We start from the raw sequence: 20,816 nt of genomic DNA, 5'->3' as shown, positions 1-20,816 counted from the left end.
AATCTCGAAGATCTGTACCCTGGTGGCTTTGGGGAAGGACCACAGGAAGATTTATCAGACATATTGGGAGAAGCAACAAATCCATTCCCTATACCACAGATAGATCCTAGAGACTTTATTTTTGGTTCTTCTCTGCCACAACCCTCTCTTGAAGATATTACAGTGGGTCCACATGGACCAGATAGACCAATTAGCGACGTCATAGCAAGAGCAAGAGGAGATAGAAAGCCACAAGGAAGATGGTTATCAAGCGAGGCAGGTGAACGCGCTGTCAGTAGTCTTGATACATCTAAAATGAGAGTTGGCCAAGCTTTTTCCGTGCCGATTGCACCAGGAGATGGAATGGTTATTAGAGCTTATAATGATTACCCACCTAGTAATCTTCCAACAAGTGAAAAATATATATCTGATTCAGCTCATAAAGCTGTAGTCATTCTGAGAAGGGATGGATCAATTCATACATTTCCAATAGGATCAGAACATCCTGCATATAATAGACCTGCACCAATGAAATAATCTTATGACAAAAAAGATTAGTCTTCATGTAAGTTATGAAATAAATTCTCTTGGAACATTAGGAGAACTAAATCCACATGGGCTAATGAATGAGCTATTAAGGAAAAACTACAAACATATCGAAATATCTGGGAAGCCAATAGCCAAGATTGCAGATATAATTCCACTTTCTGTTGAATGTGATGCTGAGTTTTTGGTTGAAGGTTATCTTTCATTGAAAGATAACCTTATAAAGGGAACACACAGCTTCGAACATTTTTGTTATCTAAACGATGGAGTTTTAGAAATTCAAGCAAAGATAGATAACTCAAATGTAACGGTGACATATAGCTATTGCCCTAAATTAGATATCATTAATTTAGTTACTCATACCGAGAAGATAACCATAGAACAATATCAATATTTATGGAGGGGAATTGTTTGTGATTTATTATCTGTTCTTAAGAGTATTTAGCTTGCATTAGATTTAATTCGGAATAAATTCACCATTTGACCCAGAAATCGGCAGCCAGCAGGTAGATACTGTTCTAAATCCTACTTGTCAAGCAGGTAGGGTGGGCATTGCCCACCAACATTCCTCCACTTTAGCTACACCGGCAGAGAGCGGGATGAAGCGACGGGATTGATGTACTACCGGGCACGCTACTACGACCCGACGGTAGATCGCTTTATCTCAGAAAACCCGCTGGGCTTTGACGCAGGCGATGCCAACCTCTATCGTTACGTCTTCAATAGTCCCACCAACTACACCGACCCCAGCGGGGAAGCCACCTTTGTTCCTCTCATAGTCGTAGGCGCTGTACTCGCGCTAGTGACAGAAGGCGTCCTTCTCAATAACCAACTGCAATCAGAAGAGACCCGCGAGGCCCTTGAAGACTTTGCTCAGTGGTGTCTAGAAACTGCCACTGGCGGCTACAATCCCGACTTCGACCCCAACCGACCCATCTGGGACAATCTGCCTCTGCCAAAAGTCGATTGGGATGAAATCTTACAGACGCCACCCGTCAATCTCGAAGATCTGTACCCTGGTGGCTTTGGTGAAGAGATTCAAGATCTTGGGTCATTTTCATTACCTCCTTTTGGAAGTGGATTAGATTCAGTTGATCCAACAGATTTTGTGTTTAATGCAAGTGAATGGGCTGAGGGAGTGGCTCAGCATTCATGGGAAAGACATAATGGTGCAGATTTCAGAAATATAGGCATTAACTCTGAAAGTCAGCTAGCAGAGTCAGTAGATAGCACCATCAACTTTCCTGATTTAATAGCTAATGACCGAGTAAGAGATGATGCTACTGGATATTGGAGTGGAGTAGAACGTATAATTGTGATCGAGCATCCTAATAGTTCTAGTAGTCCTTCAACCGCTTTTCCTAAGACTTCTGAAGCTGAGGCCCAAAGTATTTTATTCGCGATGGCTTCCAAGATGTGGGGCCAGGGTATTAATTCATTTCACTTAAACTTGAATTAGAATAATTAAGGCAGGCAAGAAAATGAAATTATCAAGGCAAGAACTTGAGCTTTTAGAAGACATTCAAAGTGTAATGAAAGAGTCTTCTATAAAGGAAGATTTTCTAGGGCGAACGGGATTTTCGCTCGACGAAATGAAGATTGAGGTTTCAACTGGAAATCAATTAGAATCTCAAAATGAGATTCAGTTTATTCTATCCCTTCTGAATGTGTTTCTAAGTGACTATGAGTGGCTCCCAAAGAGAGAAGGAAAACATTTAGAAAAGTACTCTGCTGACAAACTCATGCAAAAAATTGAGCAAGTTTACAAAAGTACTCATCAGAAGACTAAGCAAACCTTACATAAATCTTGGCCATTCATGATTACGGAGGAAATTATAGCCTCCCTGAATTTAAGTTCATCAGCTTTAGACTCAGATGAGTTATATTTTTCGTTTAGAATCTCGCCTGTAGGAGATAAAAGGCTCTATTATGTAGACTCTCACAGAGTTCTTATAGGTAAAAGTTCAGACTTTAATCGTGAAGTAGAACACTTGATAGATTTCTTCAGTGCTATTTTAGAGCATGATATAAATGTAGAAATGATTCACACTATATATGGTTATAATGCTCTTTATTTTGTAAAAGTGCAATTTGCAGATGATTTCTTTTCACATTTGTTAGGTTCTCGTGAACTCCTAATGAACTTTATGTTTCTCCCGCATAAGCTTAAAAAGCTATCGAGAAAGTCCTATATGGGTTGTTTGATAGTAATAACTTTTGAGGATATCGCGAGAGCCATAAGAGCTTTGAAGAATATTTTAGAAGAACGTATAGAACAACCATAGATAGCAAGTGTAGCTGGATAAGGTGTGCACGTTTAGCAGACAGTAGTAGACACTGTTCTAAATCCTAGTTGTCAAGTAGCTGGCAAAAGTTGATTGGGGGCAAAGGGTTTTCCAGATTTGAGTACCCCATAAATGGCTCTGATAGGCTTATGCATCAGTGCTCCTAACACTTGCTTTGCGCTTGCCTGCTGCCAATAGACGCTCACGAAATGCCTGTGAGCTTGGAGACAGCGTTGCAACAAAACTAAAGCCGGAAAATACAGCCAGGTAGGGAGCGTGACTAACGCACTATTTCCAAGCAACAGCCAGGTAGTGCGATGAACCTTTTCCGGCACTGCCCCGTGGAGGCAGACTTCCAACTGGGACAGTCGATTACCTTAATCCTGCGGCTCCGCTACGATCTCAAGGTAATCCAGGGCTAAACAATACTCCCAATCTCCCCGTAGGAGGCACGGGAGGAATAAACGCAAGATCCATAGATGAATTATCGAATGCAAGAAAAGTAACGGATCCTAGGCGTCCCAATTTTACTAAAGCAGAAGGGTCTTTAAATAAACATGGACAAGGTAAGAGGGCTGGCAATAGTAAGTTTCCTGCTCCAAAAGGGAATCCATCTAAAATCAACCAAACAGCACAAGATCAACTAAATGAAATTTTGACGGATCCTGGCACAATGTGGTTTTTAATGAGGCAGGTGATTTTCTGTTCTTCAAAGAGTAGTTGAATTAAAATAAGGAAATTTAAAGTGGTGCTTAATGTTTCAATTTCAAGTCCTCCTGATAGAGAATATTTGGTTGCGGACATAATGTTAGATGATTCACTTCAAATTGCAGAAGTCAATATTGAATCAGGAACTTTAGAAATTGAGATCTATGAACACCCTGAAAGAATTCCTTGGTCTCTCGACTTTGAGGAATTTTATACAGCCATGAAACAGGCAAAATTAAGCCTACAGGAAGTGTATGAGAAAAATGATTAAATCTCTCTGAATAGTGGATACCCTGGTAGGGTGGGCATCGCCCACCAACATTTCAGCCAGAGCGTTGACTCGGATGGCGATGGCCCCGCTGCTGTGACCACGGAGCACTTTATCTAACGGCGACCATATTGCCCTGGTATTTGATGAGGCGGGCAATCAAACCCATCGTTATCTGCATGGGCCAAATGTGGACCAGATCTCAGGCGATCGCAAGTTGCTCAAAGTCTTTGACGCAGATGATCGGCTAGTGGCGACCCTGGGCTACAAACGGGCATCACGTAGCCAATACTCAGGCACAATAACTGGCTATGACGCTGATCAAGGGATAGCGATGGTGGGCATTCCGACTGGTGGAACGGTGTATGCAAAAAGCATTACCACCAGTGCCCAGCAAAGTGTAGCGGTGTCCCTGCCCTTGCTCCTCCCGACTGATAGCACGGATGCTAAGCCAGTGCTATAGCCATCCCCCTAACCCTCACCCCGGACAATACGCTGGGGGTGGGGCTGAAGGTCATATTTAAGCCACAATAATTAAAAAGATGCAGACTCCTTTCTGTGTATGCTTTTGCTTACCAAGGACTGCCAATCATCGTGAAGCCAGACCAATAGTAGGGGTGAGAAAAATCAATATGTTCTAACTGACTCAGTTCGGCAGGTAGAGGCACGACACTGCGAGATGCCTCACTGAGTAACTGGCCCGACTCGATCCGAATGTCAGCCTTAAGCATGGCTAACTGACTTGCGCGTAAGGCTTCTGACTTTATTGAGGTTTGCTGTAGCTGATGATAAAACTCATTCATTAATGCGAGGGTCCCCACATCACTCACTGTCCAAAGGCTGGCCAGGGCTGAATTTACCCCTGCTGCCACAGCTAAACCAGCAAATCCCATCTCAGCATTGGCATCCCCCAGGGCGGTACGACAGGCGGAGAGAACAAGTAAATCGACCGTTGGTTGATCCCAACCCAGGGTGTGGATGTCGCTTAAATGAAGCTGTTCATCCCAAAGCTGAATATACGATTGGTCAGCATTCCCAGCGTTGAACTCAGCATGGGTGGCTAAATGAATAATTTGGGCAGGCGTTTGCTGCTGCTGATCGATAAGATTTTTACGGGTGAACGTTTCATTGAGAAAGCCTCGACTTGGCCATAGCTGTTCAATATTTTCTAATTCCGCAGGGACAGCAGGGAGAGGCTGTAATTCTTGAAATAAGCTTGCTCCCATGGCTAATACCTGAGCTTTGCCCAAGGGTTGATAATTGGAGCGCATTAGCCCCAGGGATGGCACCATGCCTAAACTATATTTTTCAATCAAAAACTGCTGGCCATCGTGCAGAGCCGCAATGGGTAAACTCCGCAGGCCCGAGTCCATAGAAAATAGAATAGTATCGATTTGCTCGGAACCCAACTCATCTTCAATCGGTTGAATCAACCATTGATAAAGTTTTTGCGCCGATGGTAAATACCGTTTAGATCCCGTTCTTGCTGAAGCAATTAAAGCACGTCGAAACTGTTCAACTGTTGTGAAGAGTTCTTCTTGACTGACATTAGAAATCTCTAAATTAATCGGCTCCCCAACAGATTTAAAAATCAGGAGTTCTAGCTTTGTGGAGGTTTGCTGGGTAATATCTATCGCGAGTTTTGGCGTCTTAATATAGACAACCACTGATTGATGCCCCGTTTCCCCATGGATCTGGGTTAACAGATGTTGAATTTCCGGTAGTGTTAGTTGTTCAGCTTGTAGATCACGACCAAAATAGTTGGAGAAGTCTTGAGTACGCTGGTCTTCCACATCGGCTAGTGCTGCGCTGGCGTTGGCGGTATTTAATACAGTGCGATGAAAATGATGTGTAGCGATCCTCGATTGAGAGGGTGCCCGGTGATTCTCACCAGGTTTGGCGGTGGTAGTTGATTGATGGGATGGAGCTTCTCGATTATAAATGTCGCCATGGGGAGAAGAGTCACCTAGATTGGCAGATAAGGACGATGATTCTGAGGGGTGATGCGCGAATAAATTAGTAGGGTTTAAAGCGTGCCCTGGTAAGGCTGTGGGCAGGGATGAATCAGTTAAGAGAATCTGGCCATCAGTGTTGGTAATAATTTGACCCGCATGCTCCGCCCTACCACTTGTCAAAAGATTTGGTAGCATTGTCAGGCTACCGTTAACCGAGTTGTCCTGAAATGCTTCTCCAGAAAGCTCCAGACTTAGGAGAGAACCTGCCTGGCTGACTTGAATTATCTGTCCTTCAGAGATTTCTTGGATTTGAATATTGTCGGCGGTGAGAGTGCCAGTTTTAATAACGGTGCCTGCTAATAGGGTAAGTGATTGTCCAGGTAATAGGGTTAAATCTCCCTGGTTGTGAATCGTGCCTGATGGACCAAAGGCAAATGCAGTAGGACTACCGATCAATGTACCGTAGCTATGAATGCCTGTGGCATTAAACTGGCCATGATTAAATTCGATATGGTTTGCAGTTGTTGCCGTCAGGCTTGCCGGTAAATTTAAGGTGGCATCAGGGCCAAAGATAATTCCAGCAGGGTTGAGCAAAAAGAGATCTGCTTGGCTTCCTGAAATTTTTAATTTGCCGTTAATAAAAGCTGTGTTACCTCCACTCACCCGCGCAAAAATTCTCTGAACTGACGGGTTGGTTAGAAAGTTAGCCGTATTTTCACTGGCCAGCTGAAACGTCTGAAAACTATGGAACAAATTACTGCCATCTGCAGATAGACTACCTGATTCAATATCAAAAGATTGGCCATTGGGGGTGACAGTGGTGCCTGTGCCATCGGTTGCAGGGGTAATACCTTGTGCGCCTACAGCATTAGGCTGCACTATTCTCAGCAATAGGATGACCAGGCACGTAGTAGGTCCTATTGCTGTGTATCTGCCTAAATGTATCATGTCACCCTAGGATGGATTGCTGCGTACAGCGGCCTCCATGCTAAGGTGCCCAGCTCTCAAAAGAGGTCAACACTAACTAGGGTTTGCTATCTTGGTTATGGTCTGAAACCACATCCAATATGATGCAATTTAATCGCATACAGATTAAACGAGCTCTGACGGTTAAGAGTGGCCAAAATCTGCTCTTTGATGAGCCCCCAACTTCTTTGCTGCTAGAGACTCATATAATCCGTAATAAAGAAAGCCAGATAATAGATGCTGTATAAAGATGCCTCTAACCATAACACCAATTAAACTTAAGCCTACAAGAATAGATAAAGGCCGTAAAAAATTATAGTTTACTGTTTTTACATTGCGATCAGCATAAAATAGCCCTAATCCAATGACAACAATTTGGACAAAATAAAGCAAATAAAACTGAGTACTAATGCCGAACCAATTAATAGGATCTATAATCAGCATTGAGCAAATCAGGAAGTATATAGACAGCATAAGCCATGGTAAATGCCTGTCAGATATTGGCTCTAGATAGCACCAAATTAAGGCGCAGAACAAAAGAAATGCAACCATTGATGGATAGTATATCGCTGGATTCCCTCTAAAAATAAAATCTGAAGCCGTTAAAGCAGAAACAACATATAGACTGATAACAAAATGAAAAGCTGTTCCAGCCAGCAAAATCAAAGATAAAAATTTCATTCGCCATGGATTAGGGACAACGACCATAAGTGATGAGGACGAAAGATAATTTTGACGTTGACGAACAAGGGCAAGAAGGCATAAAAACATACCGATAAGTTCAGAGCCTTCTTCCATAGCTACTCTGATACCTGATAGCCAGTAAGGCCATTCAAGGGCATGCTCAAAGTATTCCTGAACAGCAACTAACCCGAATATTGTAAAGCCTAGCAAAATGCAAGTTGCCGAAAAACGAGATTGCTTCTCTCGAAAAAGTAGTATTAAGGCATAGGTCAACAAAACAACCGCGGCAATGGCATACGGCAGGAGATTAAACCAACCTCCCACCCTTTCATGAAAAGAGCCTAATTCATCTGCAGATAGAGCAATGAATAAAATTGCCAAAACCCACCAGGCACTACGGGTTTTTGCCCTTAGATGGCAAGAAACTTCATAGGCCAGGCATCCTACAACAAATAAATTAATACTGCTCCACCAGACTGCTAGGTTGTTTTCTCCCCACAACAAGAAATGGCCTAAGTAGCCTCTTGCTGAGAAATCAGGCAAATACTTGTATATCCCTGTGTTTAAGATCAGGAGAAAATCAACACCTAATATCCATACCCACCAATTTATTGGTTTCTTTTGAATCGCTGATATTGTCATCTTAGTTATTTATGTTGAGGTGATTTCTATCGAGAATTAGCCTTGGCTCATAAAACATAAAGCAAGTAACTCTGGCAGGCTCAACATGCTCACTAACGTCAAAAGACTTGAGCCATTAACCCTTTTAAAAATTGTTCTTTTATGGAAAAGCTGTTAGTTCTCAGCTATGCACTTTTTTCTTGATTCTTGCCCATTGACTCGCAAAGCTTTAAACCTTGCAGAAAATATACCCTTTTGAACAGAGGTTAGCATTCATCTTTTAACCTCAATTTAATGTTTATATAAAGTTGCTTTAAACTTTTCTTAACCTTAGATATCCAGACCTACTACAGCTGTGTATTCACTTTGAATAACAGCTGCTGACATAGATGGCTCAAGGGTTATGTATGCTTCAAGTTTGTCAGTACTACAACATCTGTATGGCTCTACTCATTGACTGGGTTGAACACTTCAGTAATGTCCGCCTTCCTCCAACGGTGATACTCACTGATGTGCTCATTAAGGGCTTCAGAAACGGCGAACATATCCCTACTCCAGCGCAATGTTAGTTAACACTCCACTGGATTATTGTTAAGAAATTAAACAACCAAGGTTTGCTACTTTAGCTGTGGTTTTAGTTTCTTCCTTATTCGTCATCATCCCCTAACTCAGTTGCCAGCTCAGCAGAAAATCGGGCAAACGAAATCAACGCTTCTAGCTCATTTTCATGGGGGCCATCCTGACATTCACCCCACTCCCATTCCCAAAACCAGCTACCCGGATTATCGTTGTCTTCAAATATCTCCAGTCCTGGAATCGCATCAGCCGTTTTAGCCGGAATTTGTTCATAGGCTGTGCGTAGCAAGATATTGTTGATGGTAGTCGCATTATCATCTGGCTGATTTTCGTCGATATCTTGCTTGAGACTTATGGCCTGGCTCAAGATGCTATTGAGGGTATCGTTAATATCTGCCTGATTTGCGCCTGTATCTTGATTAGGATCCATTAGATATTTAGCGAAGGTACACTATCGAAAATTAGACAACACAAAGCTTAAAATCTGATTTAAACCCTCCGTTTACACCATCAGAGATTAACTTAAATCGAGGAATCTTGCCCCAGTGAGGAGTCAAGAGCTCAATGGGCAATTCTGTAGGGGAATCCTTTGTGAATGCCCTTCGATTCGGGACACTATCAACCAGGATTTCCTATGATGGCTATCCTCAGAAAATAGGCTGTTAATTAAAACTGACGTGACCATTCTTTAGGCCAGCGTTCAACAACAACTTTTGTTTGGGTGAAGAACTCTACAGCATGTTGACTCTGGCCATGGAGATCTCCGTAGAAACTCTCTTTCCAACCACTAAAAGGGAAAAATGCCATGGGTGCAGCCACACCAATGTTGATGCCAACGTTGCCGGCCTCTGCCTCATAGCGAAACTTACGAGCCGCTGCCCCGGAGTTGGTAAACAGACAGGCCATGTTGCCCCAGCGGCTTTGGTTTACTAAGGCAATGGCATCATCCAGGGTATCGGCATGGAGCATGCCTAGCACTGGACCAAAAATCTCCGTGGTAGCAACTTCACCTTGCAGGGGAATATCTTGCAGCAGAGTGGGGCGAACAAAGCTGCCCTCCTCGTAGCCAGGAATTTTTGGATTACGACCATCAACTAGGAGTTTACCGCCTTCATCAATGCCTGTTTGGGTTAGGGCTTGGATGCGATCGCAACTGCCCTGATTGATTACCGCCCCCATCTGCACGCCTTCATCCAGACCATTGCCTACTACACGCTGCTGGGCTGCCTCAACAATGGCATCCGTAAAATCAGCTTTTACCGAACCCACAGTAATCGCCAAGGATGCCGCCAAACACCGCTGTCCCGCACAGCCAAAGGCACTATCTGCCACAATCCGTGTCGTCATTTCTAAATCGGCATCGGGCAAAATCACCACCGGATTTTTTGCCCCACCCTGGCACTGTACCCGCTTGCCATTCTCCGCTGCTCGACGATAGATATACTTGGCTACGGGGCTAGACCCCACAAAGCTAATGGCTTTGACTGTGGGGTGGTCTAGCAGAGCATCCACCACCGTCTTACTACCATTGACCACATTCACCACCCCTGCTGGTAATCCTGTCTGGTCAACCAGGTCCATGATTTTTTCCATGGTCTGGGGCACCTTTTCAGAGGGTTTAATGATGCAGGTGTTACCGCAGGCAATGGCATAGGGAAAAAACCAAAATGGAATCATGGCTGGAAAATTAAACGGGGCGATGACACCCACCACACCCAGGGGCTGACGAATCATACTCTCGTCAATGCCACGGGCAATATCTTCTGAGTTGTAGCCCTGCATGAGGGTGGGGATACCACAGGCCACTTCAACATTTTCAATGGCTCGCTGTAGTTCTCCCTGGGATTCTTTGAGGGTTTTGCCACATTCTTCTGTGATAGTTTTGGCAAGATCTTCGCGGTGTTCTTCTAAAAGAGTTTTGAGTTTAAACAGATACTGAATTCGTGAGGTGGGTGGAATGCGTCGCCAGGAGGAAAAAGCTTCGCTGGCAGCTGTTGCAGCCTGGTCGAGTTCATTAGCCAGGGATAGAGGGACCTCTGCGAGGAGAACATTGGTGGCAGGGTTGATCACCCCAAGGTAGTCAGTGGTTTTAGATTGTTGCCAGGTACCGGCAATGTAATTTTTCAGTTGTTTCATGGAAGCTAAACCCTAGAACTTTAAATGTGCATCGTTCTCTGACGCCGTTTACTGAGTCCCAAACATTCGATCTCCAGCATCTCCTAGGCCTGGCAGGATGTAACCATGCTCATCAAGTTTGTCGTCAATGGCGGCGGTGAAAATGGGCACGTCGGGATGTTCCTCATGGAAGCTTTTGATGCCCTCTGGTGCGGCGAGAAGACAGACAAACTTGATGGACTGAGGTTGGGTTTCTTTGAGGCGGTGGACGGCTGCGATCGCAGTATTACCCGTTGCAATCATGGGGTCAACAATCAGCATATCCCGCTCACTGACATCCCTGGGCACCTTAAAGTAATATTCCACTGGCATCAGCATTCTAGGGTCGCGATAGAGACCAATGTGGCCCACCCGTGCCGAGGGAATAAGCTTGAGCATCCCGTCTAAAATTCCCTGGCCAGCCCGCATGATGGAAATTAACACCAGTTTCTTACCCGTCAACATGGGGGCTTTCATGGTGGCAAAGGGTGTTTCGATGGGCACCTGCTCCAGGGGCAGCCCACGGGTTACCTCGTAGGCCAACAACAGGCTAATCTCTTCTAACAACTGTCGAAACTTAGCCGTACTCGTATCTTTCTGACGCATCAGAGTCAGTTTATGCTGAATCAGGGGATGTTCAATTTGCGTTACCAATTTTTCCATCAGGTAATCCCATAGAAGCCACAACGGAGGGTGGACAGGGACCACCCTGAGAAGAATTAAGAATACCCCTAAAAGACAGTGCCATCGCTTTGAATTGCAATGGGCGGCACACCTGCCGGTCGTAGTTGTTTGGCAATACGTCGTCCAGCGGCCCAGGTGCCACCCTCTAGCACTTTGATTAACGGCAATTCTTCAGAAGATTTGTTAAGCAACTGGCGAACACAGTCACCAATCTTGTCCAGCATCACCACCGTTAAAGCTCGCCATTCAACCACAACGGGTGAGCCCGGCAGGTGGGGTTGGCCCATAACCTCAGAATGTTTAGGCACCAGTAGCCCTAAATCTACACACAGACCACCATTGCGATACTCGGCTAACCCCGTCAGTGCATCTAAGTTGCTGATGGTTATCCCTGCTGCGGTTAACGGCTCTACTAAAGAATAGGTCAACCACTGGGAGAGCTTATGAAACGGCACCAAGGTTGTTCCAGGACCTTGGTCAGTAAATGCGGGGTGAGACCACACATCCCCCAAGTTGGTATCTGCCAAAGCGACTCGACCGGGCCAAATTGAGCCAAAGCTTTCGATCACTTCAGTGAGCAAAATACCCGCGTCGAGAGTTTGACCATAGCGCTCAGTCAAATAGTTTAGTAAATTGCCAGGCCTAGCTGGGTTGGCCCCAAACCGCTCCGGTTGAGTTGCCAAAGCAGCGCCTAATTGTTGCAGCAACCTCAGTCGACCGGGCAGCCCCACCAAAGGGTTCTCTTCGCTCACCTGAAAAGCCTGGGCTAAATCTGCTTCCGTTAGATACTGCAACGCTGTTGCATCTACCTGATTTAGCAGCGTTGGATCAGTGGAGAAAAATCCCTGCTCAAATGCACGCAGGCTGGCAACCGCTAACCCTTCTGAACGTCCTAAGGTTTGATTTGTCGCAAAATCCTGATACTGCCACTGACTGCCCGCACCGGCATCTAGAAGCACGCTAATAATGGCCAGGTCTAGCTGTGATCTAGCGGCCTCTATCTTGGCTGTTGGTGCCGTTTGAGGCGGCAGTTCCCCTGGGGCGGGGCGGGGAACTAGTAACGGGCTCAGCCGTGGACCAAAGTGACGCCAGCGGCTGTGAAACGGTACGTCAAAATCAGGGTATAGCTGCTGGGTCGTCTCGACAACATACTGCGCTACGACTCCTAACTTGGAGAGATCGCAAGCGAAATGGTCAAGCTGATCGGCCTGGCAAAGATCAAATAGTTGGTGGGTGCGATCGCGAATTGCCTGGGGCTTTCTCAAATAGGCAATTGCCGCCTGTTCTTCAGGGGTCATTAGGCATCCTCATACTGGCGACCAATGGTTTGAGTGAGAACGGTCTCATCAGGCACGTCACCCTCGGTGTAGTATCCAGCTGCTTTTTTCGCTTTCATTTCCACTTGGGCATCGGCTGGAATCAGGCCTTCCGGAATGGAAATGCGTTCGACAATTTCAATTCCAGATTGGGTAACCGCGTCGTATTTAAGGTTGCTCATGGAGACAAACTGATCAATCCGGGTAATACCCAGCCAATGCATCACATCGGGCATCAGTTCTTGAAAGCGCATATCCTGCACCCCGGCCACACATTCGGTACGGGTGAAGTACGTATCCGCACGATCGCCGCCTTCCTGACGCTTGCGGGCGTTGTAAACCAGAAACTTGGTCACTTCACCCAGGGCCCGACCTTCTTTACGGGCATAGATAATCACACCAGCTCCCCCAGCTTGAGCTGTTTCGAGGGCTACCTCAATGCCATGCACCAGGTAGGGACGGCAGGTGCAAATATCTGAGCCAAAAACGTCTGAACCATTGCACTCGTCATGGATGCGCACAGCTAAGGGACGGTCTGGATCAGTAATGGCCTCAAGATCGCCCAGAATGTAAACCGTGTGTCCGCCAATGGGGGGTAAGAATACCTGCAGGTCCGGGCGGGTCACCAGCTCTGGAAACATACCACCGGTCTGCTCAAATAGGGTACGACGCAGGTCACTTTCCTTCACGCTAAACCGCTTAGCAATGCCTGGTAGATGCCACGCCGGTTCGATGGCCGCCTTCGTAACCAGTAGCTCACCACCGTCTTTCAGAATTTTGCCATCAACGTGAATGCGGCCCTGGTTAACGGCCTCTTGCAGTTCTGGAATATTGATGTGGGCCTTCGTAATGGCAATGGACGGGCGAATGTCGTAGCCTTCTGCTCTGAGGTCCGAAAACAGCTCTTGATCCAATGCACCAAACGGATCGAGGGAAATAATTTTGTCCGGCACGGTCCAACTGGCATGGGGACCAATGGACACTGTTGGGGCCGTATTGGTTAAATCAGCACGGTGATCCCGCTCTAAACTACCACTGGCAACGGCCAATGCTCGATATACGGCATAGCCACCGGAATGGGTGCCAATCACATTTCGATGGGCGCGGTTGCCCAGGGTGGCAATGATGGGACCGCGCTCATTTGGGTCTGCCTCACCCCATTTAATCTCGATGGAATCTTGGCCAAAATTGCCAGGATGAGACGTTAGAACAATATGCTTGTGCCGAGGAGGCTGTACTGTTGCCATGGTAGAACCCGTTTGTCAACGAATCCTAAAATTATCCTATTTTTCGGTAAATGGGACTGTAATTGAAGTATCAGTCTAACAATGGAGTAACGTTTGGTTTCAAGAATAGAGATTTATAAATAGTTGGCTCGGTTTATGCTTAAATCTCTTATTTAAATCGATATCGGTCTTCAAACCCACGAATCGCTGTTTTGAGCGTCGGGTAGATGCGTTCATTACCAATGAGATCTCGCAGTCCAGAACGTTTGAGCTGACTATACAAATCTTGTTTTACCCGCGCCAGGGCAAAGACAATCCCCTGGTTACATAACTCTTGGTGAAGCTCTACCAGCATATCGGCGGCAGTGATATCGATTTCGGCAATGGCTTCTGTATTCAGCACAAACCACTCCACCCGTTCTTGTTCAGCTTCAATCGCCGCCATCGCTCGTCGTTTAAAATTCTCAACATTGGCAAAACAAATGGGGGCATCATAACGATAGATGACCAATCCTGGAATCGTTGTCGCATCGTCCCAATCGTCAATGTCATGCCAGCCTGCTAGGCCCAGCACTTGACCCAAAACAGCATCATGGGGTCGGGCGACACGGGCAAAAAGATCAACGACAGAAAGACTGATTGCGATCGCAATTCCCACCAACAGATCCGTTGCCAGCACCCCCAGGGTGGTAATTACAGCCAGGGCAAATTCAGTGCTCCTAAAGCGCAGCAGTCTAACAAATTCTGACATCTCAATGAGTCGAGTAGCCGCATAAATCACCAAGGCCCCGAGGGCGGCCTGGGGAAATAGCGACAACACTGGTCGCATAAATAACAACACCCCAACCACGGTCACCATCGCCACCAGGGAAAAGAGCTGGGTTTTGTTACCAAGAGCATTGCCCAGCACGGTGCGACTGCCGCTGCTGCTAATGGGAAATCCCTGCATGAGACCGGCTCCAATATTGACAGCTCCTAAGGCAAGTAGTTCTTGGTTAGCGTTAATTTTGTAGCCATTACGGGTGGCAAAGGCCCGGGCCGTGAGCACATTGTCGGAATAGCCGACCACAGCAATACCAATAGCTGCCGCCATTAGGGGTGTCACCTCATTCATCGACAGGTTGGGAATGTTTAGCTGAGGCAACCCCGCTGGAATATTTCCCACTACAGCCACCCCAAGCTGGTCAAGCCGCAATACATTCACAGCCACTGTTGCTAGCAACACCGCCAATAATGGCCCTGGTGCATTGGGCCATCGCGCCTGCACAACAAATAAAAAGACTAAAACGGCAAGGGACAAAATCAATGTGGGACCATGGTACTGACTGAGATGGGTGACAAACGCCTGAATCTCTCCCAAAACAGTGTCTGCATCAGTGGGAACACCGCTCACTTTGCTCAGCTGCCCCGCTATCATAATCACGGCCACACCGGCCATATAGCCAATCAAAATAGGTTTAGACAGTAAATCAGCAAGAAACCCCAGTCGTGTCAGGTAGCCCAGAATATATATCCCCCCCACTAGCAGGGCTAATAAAGCGGCCAGGATGGCATAGTCGCTACCGCCGGGCGTTGCCAAAGGAGCAATGGCAACCGCTGTCATCACAGCGGTTGTGGATTCTGGGCCGACCGACAACTGTGGCGATGACCCCAACAAGGTGTAAATCACCATGGCAGGCAGAATCGCCCATAGCCCAGCCACAGGTTGAACTCCAGCCAATTCACCATAGGCCATACATTGGGGAATTAAATAGGCCGCCACCGTTAGCCCAGCCAATATATCTCCCCTTAACCAGGCTGACTGATAAGACAACAATTGCTTGAGGCCCAATGGCATCTCCATAGTTCATTTCACGTGTACTGGCAGATGTCTCTATCCTAGGAAATTTCCATAATTCCCATCATGGTGGCCATGGTGGCTGCTGGTGGTTAAAAATTTAACTTTTCAACACTCGTCCAGCATTTAAGATAGCGAGCAAGGCCACTCCAACATCGGCGAATACTGCTTCCCACAGGGTGGCCACCCCCATGGCTCCGAGGGCAATAAAGAAAAGTTTTATCACCATTGCTAACGTGATGTTTTGCCAAACAATCCGCAGGGTTTTTTGAGCAATTTGAATGGCCTCCGCCACCTTCGAGGGGGCGTCGGTCATGATCACGACATCGGCGGTTTCAATGGCAGCATCGGAACCTAGACCGCCCATGGCCATGCCCACATCAGCTCTAGCAATCACGGGGGCATCATTAATGCCATCACCCACAAAAGCCACTTTGCCTTTTGTCTGATTTGCACGATGTAAAAACTCTTCTAGGGCATCCACCTTATCTTCAGGCAACAGCTTTGCGTGATATTGATCCAGACCTAGCGTGTTAGCAATGCTATCGGCAACAGATTGACTGTCCCCTGTCAGCATGGCCGTTTCTAACCCTTGGCAATGGAGCAACCGAATTGCTTCAACGGCATCCTCCTTCAGCTCATCTGCAATTATGATGCGTCCACTGTACTCACCATTGACAGCCACATGGGCCACAGTCCCATCAACAACACAAACATCATGGGCAATCTGTTCTCGATGCAGCAGGCGATCGTTACCCGCTAATACCGTACTGCCTTTCACCTTGACACGAATACCATGGCCCGAGATTTCTTCATAGTCTTGAATATCGGTAACATCAATCGATTGACCATAGGCCTGTCGAATGGATTGTGCCACCGGATGATTGGATTGAGCTTCCGCCTGGGCAGCCAGTTCTAGTAACTGCTGCTTACTCCAACCATTATGGGTAACCACATCAGTCACCCGAAAATTTCCCTGGGTCAGGGTACCCGTTTTATCAAAAACAACTGTCTTTACCTGGGCCAGGGCATCCAGAAACTTTGAGCCCTTTACCAAAATGCCGCGTTTAGCAGCTCCACCCACACCCCCAAAGTACCCTAACGGAATACTGATCACTAGACCACAGGGACAAGAGATCACCAGCAACACCAGGGCGCGATAGGTCCAAACCGCCTGGGTTGCCCCTGCCATAAACAGAGGTGGCAGGATCGCCACGGCCAACGACAGAAACACTACCGCAGGGGTGTAATAGCGGGCAAAGCGGGTAATAAACTTTTCAGTATCAGCCTTTTTACTACTGGCATTTTCCACCAGGTCCAAAATTTTAGCGATCGATGACTCCCCAAAGCGTTTTGTCACCTTCACCGTCAAAACACCAGACTGGTTCATCATGCCCCCCAAAACTGGTTGACCAACCGTAATGGTTCGGGGCACGGACTCTCCAGTCAGGGCCGAGGTATCCACTAGAGATGTACCCCCTAAGACATCTCCATCCAACGGCACTTTCTCGCCAGGGCGTACGACAATAATGTCGCCCACATTAACAATCTCAGGGGAAACGGCGCGAATAACACCATCAACCTTGAGATTAGCGATGTCTGGCCGCACTTCTAGCAGAGCCTTGATTGAGCGGCGGGAGCGCCCCACAGAATAATCCTGAAATAGCTCCCCCACCTGGAAGAATAGCATCACCGCCACCGCTTCTGGCACCTCATGGATGGCGATCGCACCCAATGTCGCAATCGCCATTAAAAAGTTCTCATCAAAAACCCGCCCTTTGAGAATATTGCGCCCTGCCGTAGTCAGCACCTGCTTACCACTGATGAAATAAGCTGGCAGCAGCACCGCATATTCTGCGATCGCAAATGGCGTATTGTGAAGTGGCTGATAAAAAACAAAACCAATCAAAAAAAGAATGGCCGCAGCCACAATAGGCATCAACGCCTGACGCACATTGAACTCCTTTAAATCATGACCGTGGCCATGGCCACAACACCCATGGGAATGAGATCCCGCCATAGTAGTCACCAAGAGATCTGAATATCTGAACGAATATTCATATATTACACAATAAAAACAAATCTCAGGCCTGAGCTCTGGCCTCTAATGTCTATCTCCCCCCGTTACTCATCTAAATGGTCAGCAACTTCCTGGTAAAGCGCGGTAACATGTCCATCCGCCAAACTATAAAAAACATTACGTCCCTGGCGACGATACTTAACCAACCGATGAGACTTCAGCACCCGCAGCTGATGAGAGACTGCCGATTCCCCCATTTTCACTGTTGCCGCTAAATCACACACACATAGCTCCTGCTGAGCCAGAGCCGACAGCAGTTTTAAGCGATGGGGATCGGACAGCACAGTAAAAAATTCTGCCATCCGCTGGGCCTTTTCCGTTGCCAGCACCTCCGGCTGCACCTGACGCACACTCTCTAAATGCACAAGAGACTGATCACAGCCAGGGGCATCCGCTGTCGTTCCGTTATTTTTTCGACTTGAAGCAGGCATGTAAAGGGTAACCCTCAGCATCATATTTCTATGATACTGAGAATCATTACCACCTGAAAGCCTGTTCAACTATTCTTGGTTTACTTGGCTAAGGTTGGGCGTCCATCTGCCGCTGCACCTGATCCATGAAACCCAGAGTCATCTGATAGCTTTCCTGGTCCCCCCGATTTTGAAATAGAGTCGCCGCCTGTTGTAGATCGGCCATGGCCTGTTGAGAGTTACCAAGGTGGTGGTTTAACAAACCACGGGTACCATAGGCTTCTGCCAGCTCAGGATCTAAACGGATGGCCGTATCACAATCAGCCAGGGCTGTCTGTGCATCCCTGAGGCTAATGTAAACCTGGGCGCGATTGTAATAGGCATCAGCATTATCCGGCTCCAGGGCAACCGCTTGCTGGAAATCAGTCAGGGCGAGGGAAAACTGTCCAAGTTCAGCTAAAACCGTACCGCGATCCATATAGGCTTGGGTAAACTCTGGATCTAGTTCAATGGCCTGGGTCAAGTCCGCAATGGCTGCATTCACATTGGACGTATGCAGATAGGCTTCACCTCGATGGTAGAAGGTTTCTGGGTGATTGCTACGGAGTCGCAGAGCTGCTGAAAAATCATCAATGGCCTGGTTAATGTCGCCGACATCATGGTAAGCAATGCCCCGTTGCAGATAGGCTTCAGCATTATCAGCGTCGGTTTCAATCAGTTGGGTATAGGTTGCGATCGCAGCCGCTAACTGTCCTTGCTCCGCCTGTTGCTGACCCCGTTCCAACAATTCGTCAGCATTAGTTGTTGCCATCAGCGGCACTGCGTGAGCGGGCTGCACTGCGTGAGCAGGCTGCATCGCCAGGCCTTGATAGACTGATGTCACCGCTAAGGTTGTCCCTAAAATAACTGCAAAACGTCTGTGATTTACCATGGCCAACGATCCCAACTGCGGTGTACTATCCTTAGCAAATAATTGCTCTTTTTCAGGGTAGGGTAGATTTTTCTATTTAGGAGATTTCCACAATGCCCATCATGCCCTGATCTTCATGATCCAGAATATGGCAGTGATAGACTGTACGCCCCACAAAGTCTTCAAACCGAACACGGATAACAACTGTCTCATACCCTTGAAGACTCACGGTATCTTTCCATGCGAGCAGCGGTTCAGGCTGGCCATCACGTTCAATCACCTGAAAACGGTTAGTGTGTAAATGAAACGGATGATCAATACTGGCCTGGTTAATAAGTTTCCAATCTTCTATCTGATTTAGACGAACCTGGGTATCTACCCGACTCATATCGAAGGATTTGTTATTGATAATAAAACTACTGGAGCTATCACCGATCCCATGGTTCAACACAAATTCTCGTGTGGTAACCGGTGTAGACAAGGCCTCAACGGGAATTAAGTTCTGAGGTAGCGGTAGCGGCTCAGCATAGTCGCTGGGCTGATAACGCAGGGTGGCAAGAGTGGTTTGGGTAGGCTGAACCACACCTGGCATGTATTCAACAGAGTCCCCCAGTGCCTCCACCACAGCGCCAATACCGCGATCATCAGGGAGGCTAATGAGCTGATAGTCTCCGGGTTCTTGTTGACCCGGTATTAGGAGTTCGGCACGTTCACCGGGGGAGAGTCGTAGGATCTCAATTGCGGTGGGAGTTGCGATCGCGCCGAACTCCGTCGCGATCAAAAACCAGGGATGATTTTGCAGTTGCAGCTGATAAATCCGAGAGGCTGACGCATTGATCAACCGTAGTCGCAGCAATCCATTTTGAGGTATGGTCACCGTAGGATTACGCTGACCATTGGCTAACAACCATGAACCCTCACGCCCCCACTTTTTGCCCAGAGCATGGAGTTCCAATGGCTGCAGTGTAGGCTCAAAATCCTGTAGTACCAGCACAGTCTCATCCGCCTGCTGTAGCTCAGGAACCTCATCCAGGTCTCCGCGAACAATCAACGGACCTGCTAAGCCGCCAAATACTTGTCGCGCCACATCCAGATGGTAGTGAGGATGATACCAAGCTGTAACAGCCGGATGGTTAGATGGGATTTGAAATTCATAGGTGTAGCGCTCACCAGGGGCCACCTCTCGAAACACATTATCAATCTCAGGTGAGATGTGTAGGCCGTGATAATGGAGATTGGTGGGTCTATCTAGCTGGTTGACTAGGGTCAAACGCACCGTATCCCCAGCCCGTACTTCAATCATAGGGCCAGGCAGTTGACCATTGTAGGCCAATAAATGGGTACGCTCATCTGCGATGACCTGTGTTTGAGCTTGGGCTGTTAACGATAGCTCTAACACCCCATCCTGACTCGTGACACGACGTGGAGCACGGGCACATTGCGAAAACAATGGCGCGCTAGCGGCAATGGCCATACAGCTAAGAAATTGACGGCGATACATACAACTCAGTCCAATAGACACAAATTGCCATTTAGATATCGAAGCCAAATGGTAGCATCTATTCACAATACCGTTGCGTTTGAAATATAAGTGCACTGTGCAGTGGCCTG

18 protein-coding genes and 1 pseudogene are annotated in these 20,816 nt (G+C 47.1%); 7 read left to right on the top strand and 12 right to left on the bottom strand.

From position 1 onward, the window contains the following. Positions 1–63 precede the first annotated feature (63 nt). The 7 genes and pseudogenes from SPB21_RS11890 to SPB21_RS11860 all read left to right on the top strand — a co-directional run bounded on the left by SPB21_RS11890 (position 64) and on the right by SPB21_RS11860 (position 4,249). Positions 64–516: a hypothetical protein gene (locus tag SPB21_RS11890; RefSeq protein WP_163697316.1), complete on the top strand. Its 453-nt coding sequence runs from the start codon at positions 64–66 to the stop codon at positions 514–516. A 4-nt stretch (positions 517–520) separates the two neighbouring features. After that, positions 521–970, top strand: coding sequence for a hypothetical protein (locus SPB21_RS11885; protein WP_163697318.1), 450 nt, complete (start codon positions 521–523; stop codon positions 968–970). 138 nt (positions 971–1,108) lie between these two features. Beyond that, positions 1,109–1,984: pseudogene (locus SPB21_RS11880) on the top strand (RHS repeat-associated core domain-containing protein); the annotation flags it as partial. A gap of 22 nt (positions 1,985–2,006) precedes the next feature. Further along, positions 2,007–2,810 (top strand): hypothetical protein, encoded by an 804-nt coding sequence (locus SPB21_RS11875; protein WP_499866646.1) that lies wholly within the window; start codon positions 2,007–2,009, stop codon positions 2,808–2,810. A gap of 460 nt (positions 2,811–3,270) precedes the next feature. Then, the gene (locus SPB21_RS11870) at positions 3,271–3,534 is read left to right on the top strand and encodes a tRNase toxin domain-containing protein (protein ID WP_499868701.1); all 264 of its coding nucleotides are present in this window, start codon (positions 3,271–3,273) and stop codon (positions 3,532–3,534) included. A gap of 21 nt (positions 3,535–3,555) precedes the next feature. Next, positions 3,556–3,789, top strand: a complete 234-nt coding sequence (locus SPB21_RS11865; protein ID WP_499866645.1) for a hypothetical protein — start codon at positions 3,556–3,558, stop codon at positions 3,787–3,789. 187 nt (positions 3,790–3,976) lie between these two features. Further along, complete coding sequence (locus SPB21_RS11860; protein WP_499866644.1) at positions 3,977–4,249, top strand: hypothetical protein; 273 nt, start codon at positions 3,977–3,979, stop codon at positions 4,247–4,249. A 109-nt stretch (positions 4,250–4,358) separates the two neighbouring features. Here SPB21_RS11860 and SPB21_RS11855 read toward each other — a convergent pair whose 3' ends face one another. From SPB21_RS11855 to SPB21_RS11800, 12 genes are all read right to left on the bottom strand, one after another. Continuing rightward, on the bottom strand, positions 4,359–6,620 hold the full coding sequence (locus SPB21_RS11855) for a CHAT domain-containing protein (protein WP_499866643.1): 2,262 nt from the start codon (positions 6,618–6,620) through the stop codon (positions 4,359–4,361). 231 nt (positions 6,621–6,851) lie between these two features. After that, positions 6,852–8,033 carry a DUF8692 domain-containing protein gene (locus SPB21_RS11850; RefSeq protein WP_499866642.1) on the bottom strand — a complete coding sequence of 394 codons (1,182 nt, stop codon included), beginning with the start codon at positions 8,031–8,033 and terminating at the stop codon, positions 6,852–6,854. Between the two features lie 625 nt (positions 8,034–8,658). Then, entirely contained in the window at positions 8,659–9,018 is a 360-nt protein-coding gene (locus tag SPB21_RS11845; protein ID WP_499866641.1) for a hypothetical protein, read from the bottom strand. A 236-nt stretch (positions 9,019–9,254) separates the two neighbouring features. After that, positions 9,255–10,724 (bottom strand): CoA-acylating methylmalonate-semialdehyde dehydrogenase, encoded by a 1,470-nt coding sequence (locus SPB21_RS11840; protein WP_499866640.1) that lies wholly within the window; start codon positions 10,722–10,724, stop codon positions 9,255–9,257. 48 nt (positions 10,725–10,772) lie between these two features. Then, entirely contained in the window at positions 10,773–11,405 is a 633-nt protein-coding gene (upp, locus tag SPB21_RS11835) for a uracil phosphoribosyltransferase (RefSeq protein ID WP_163663179.1), read from the bottom strand. A gap of 68 nt (positions 11,406–11,473) precedes the next feature. Continuing rightward, positions 11,474–12,724 (bottom strand): URC4/urg3 family protein, encoded by a 1,251-nt coding sequence (locus SPB21_RS11830; protein WP_499866639.1) that lies wholly within the window; start codon positions 12,722–12,724, stop codon positions 11,474–11,476. Continuing rightward, positions 12,724–13,989, bottom strand: a complete 1,266-nt coding sequence (locus SPB21_RS11825; protein ID WP_163663185.1) for a GTP cyclohydrolase II — start codon at positions 13,987–13,989, stop codon at positions 12,724–12,726. The genes SPB21_RS11830 and SPB21_RS11825 overlap by 1 nt, the downstream gene beginning before the upstream one ends. Before the next feature lie 148 nt (positions 13,990–14,137). After that, positions 14,138–15,811, bottom strand: coding sequence for an SLC26/SulP family anion transporter (locus tag SPB21_RS11820; protein WP_499866637.1), 1,674 nt, complete (start codon positions 15,809–15,811; stop codon positions 14,138–14,140). Positions 15,812–15,905: 94 nt separating this feature from the next. After that, positions 15,906–17,825, bottom strand: coding sequence for a heavy metal translocating P-type ATPase (locus SPB21_RS11815; RefSeq protein WP_499866635.1), 1,920 nt, complete (start codon positions 17,823–17,825; stop codon positions 15,906–15,908). Between the two features lie 104 nt (positions 17,826–17,929). Further along, positions 17,930–18,316, bottom strand: coding sequence for an ArsR/SmtB family transcription factor (locus tag SPB21_RS11810; protein WP_163663194.1), 387 nt, complete (start codon positions 18,314–18,316; stop codon positions 17,930–17,932). Between the two features lie 88 nt (positions 18,317–18,404). Next, the gene (locus SPB21_RS11805; protein WP_499866634.1) at positions 18,405–19,226 is read right to left on the bottom strand and encodes a tetratricopeptide repeat protein; all 822 of its coding nucleotides are present in this window, start codon (positions 19,224–19,226) and stop codon (positions 18,405–18,407) included. 76 nt (positions 19,227–19,302) lie between these two features. Then, positions 19,303–20,706: a multicopper oxidase family protein gene (locus SPB21_RS11800; RefSeq protein ID WP_499866633.1), complete on the bottom strand. Its 1,404-nt coding sequence runs from the start codon at positions 20,704–20,706 to the stop codon at positions 19,303–19,305. Positions 20,707–20,816: the final 110 nt, after the last annotated feature.

Origin of the sequence: Leptothoe sp. ISB3NOV94-8A (assembly GCF_043421595.1) — a bacterium.
GTDB classification, from domain to species: Bacteria; Cyanobacteriota; Cyanobacteriia; order Phormidesmidales; family Phormidesmidaceae; genus Leptothoe; species Leptothoe turfae.
This window is presented reverse-complemented; position numbering and strand designations above follow the sequence as displayed.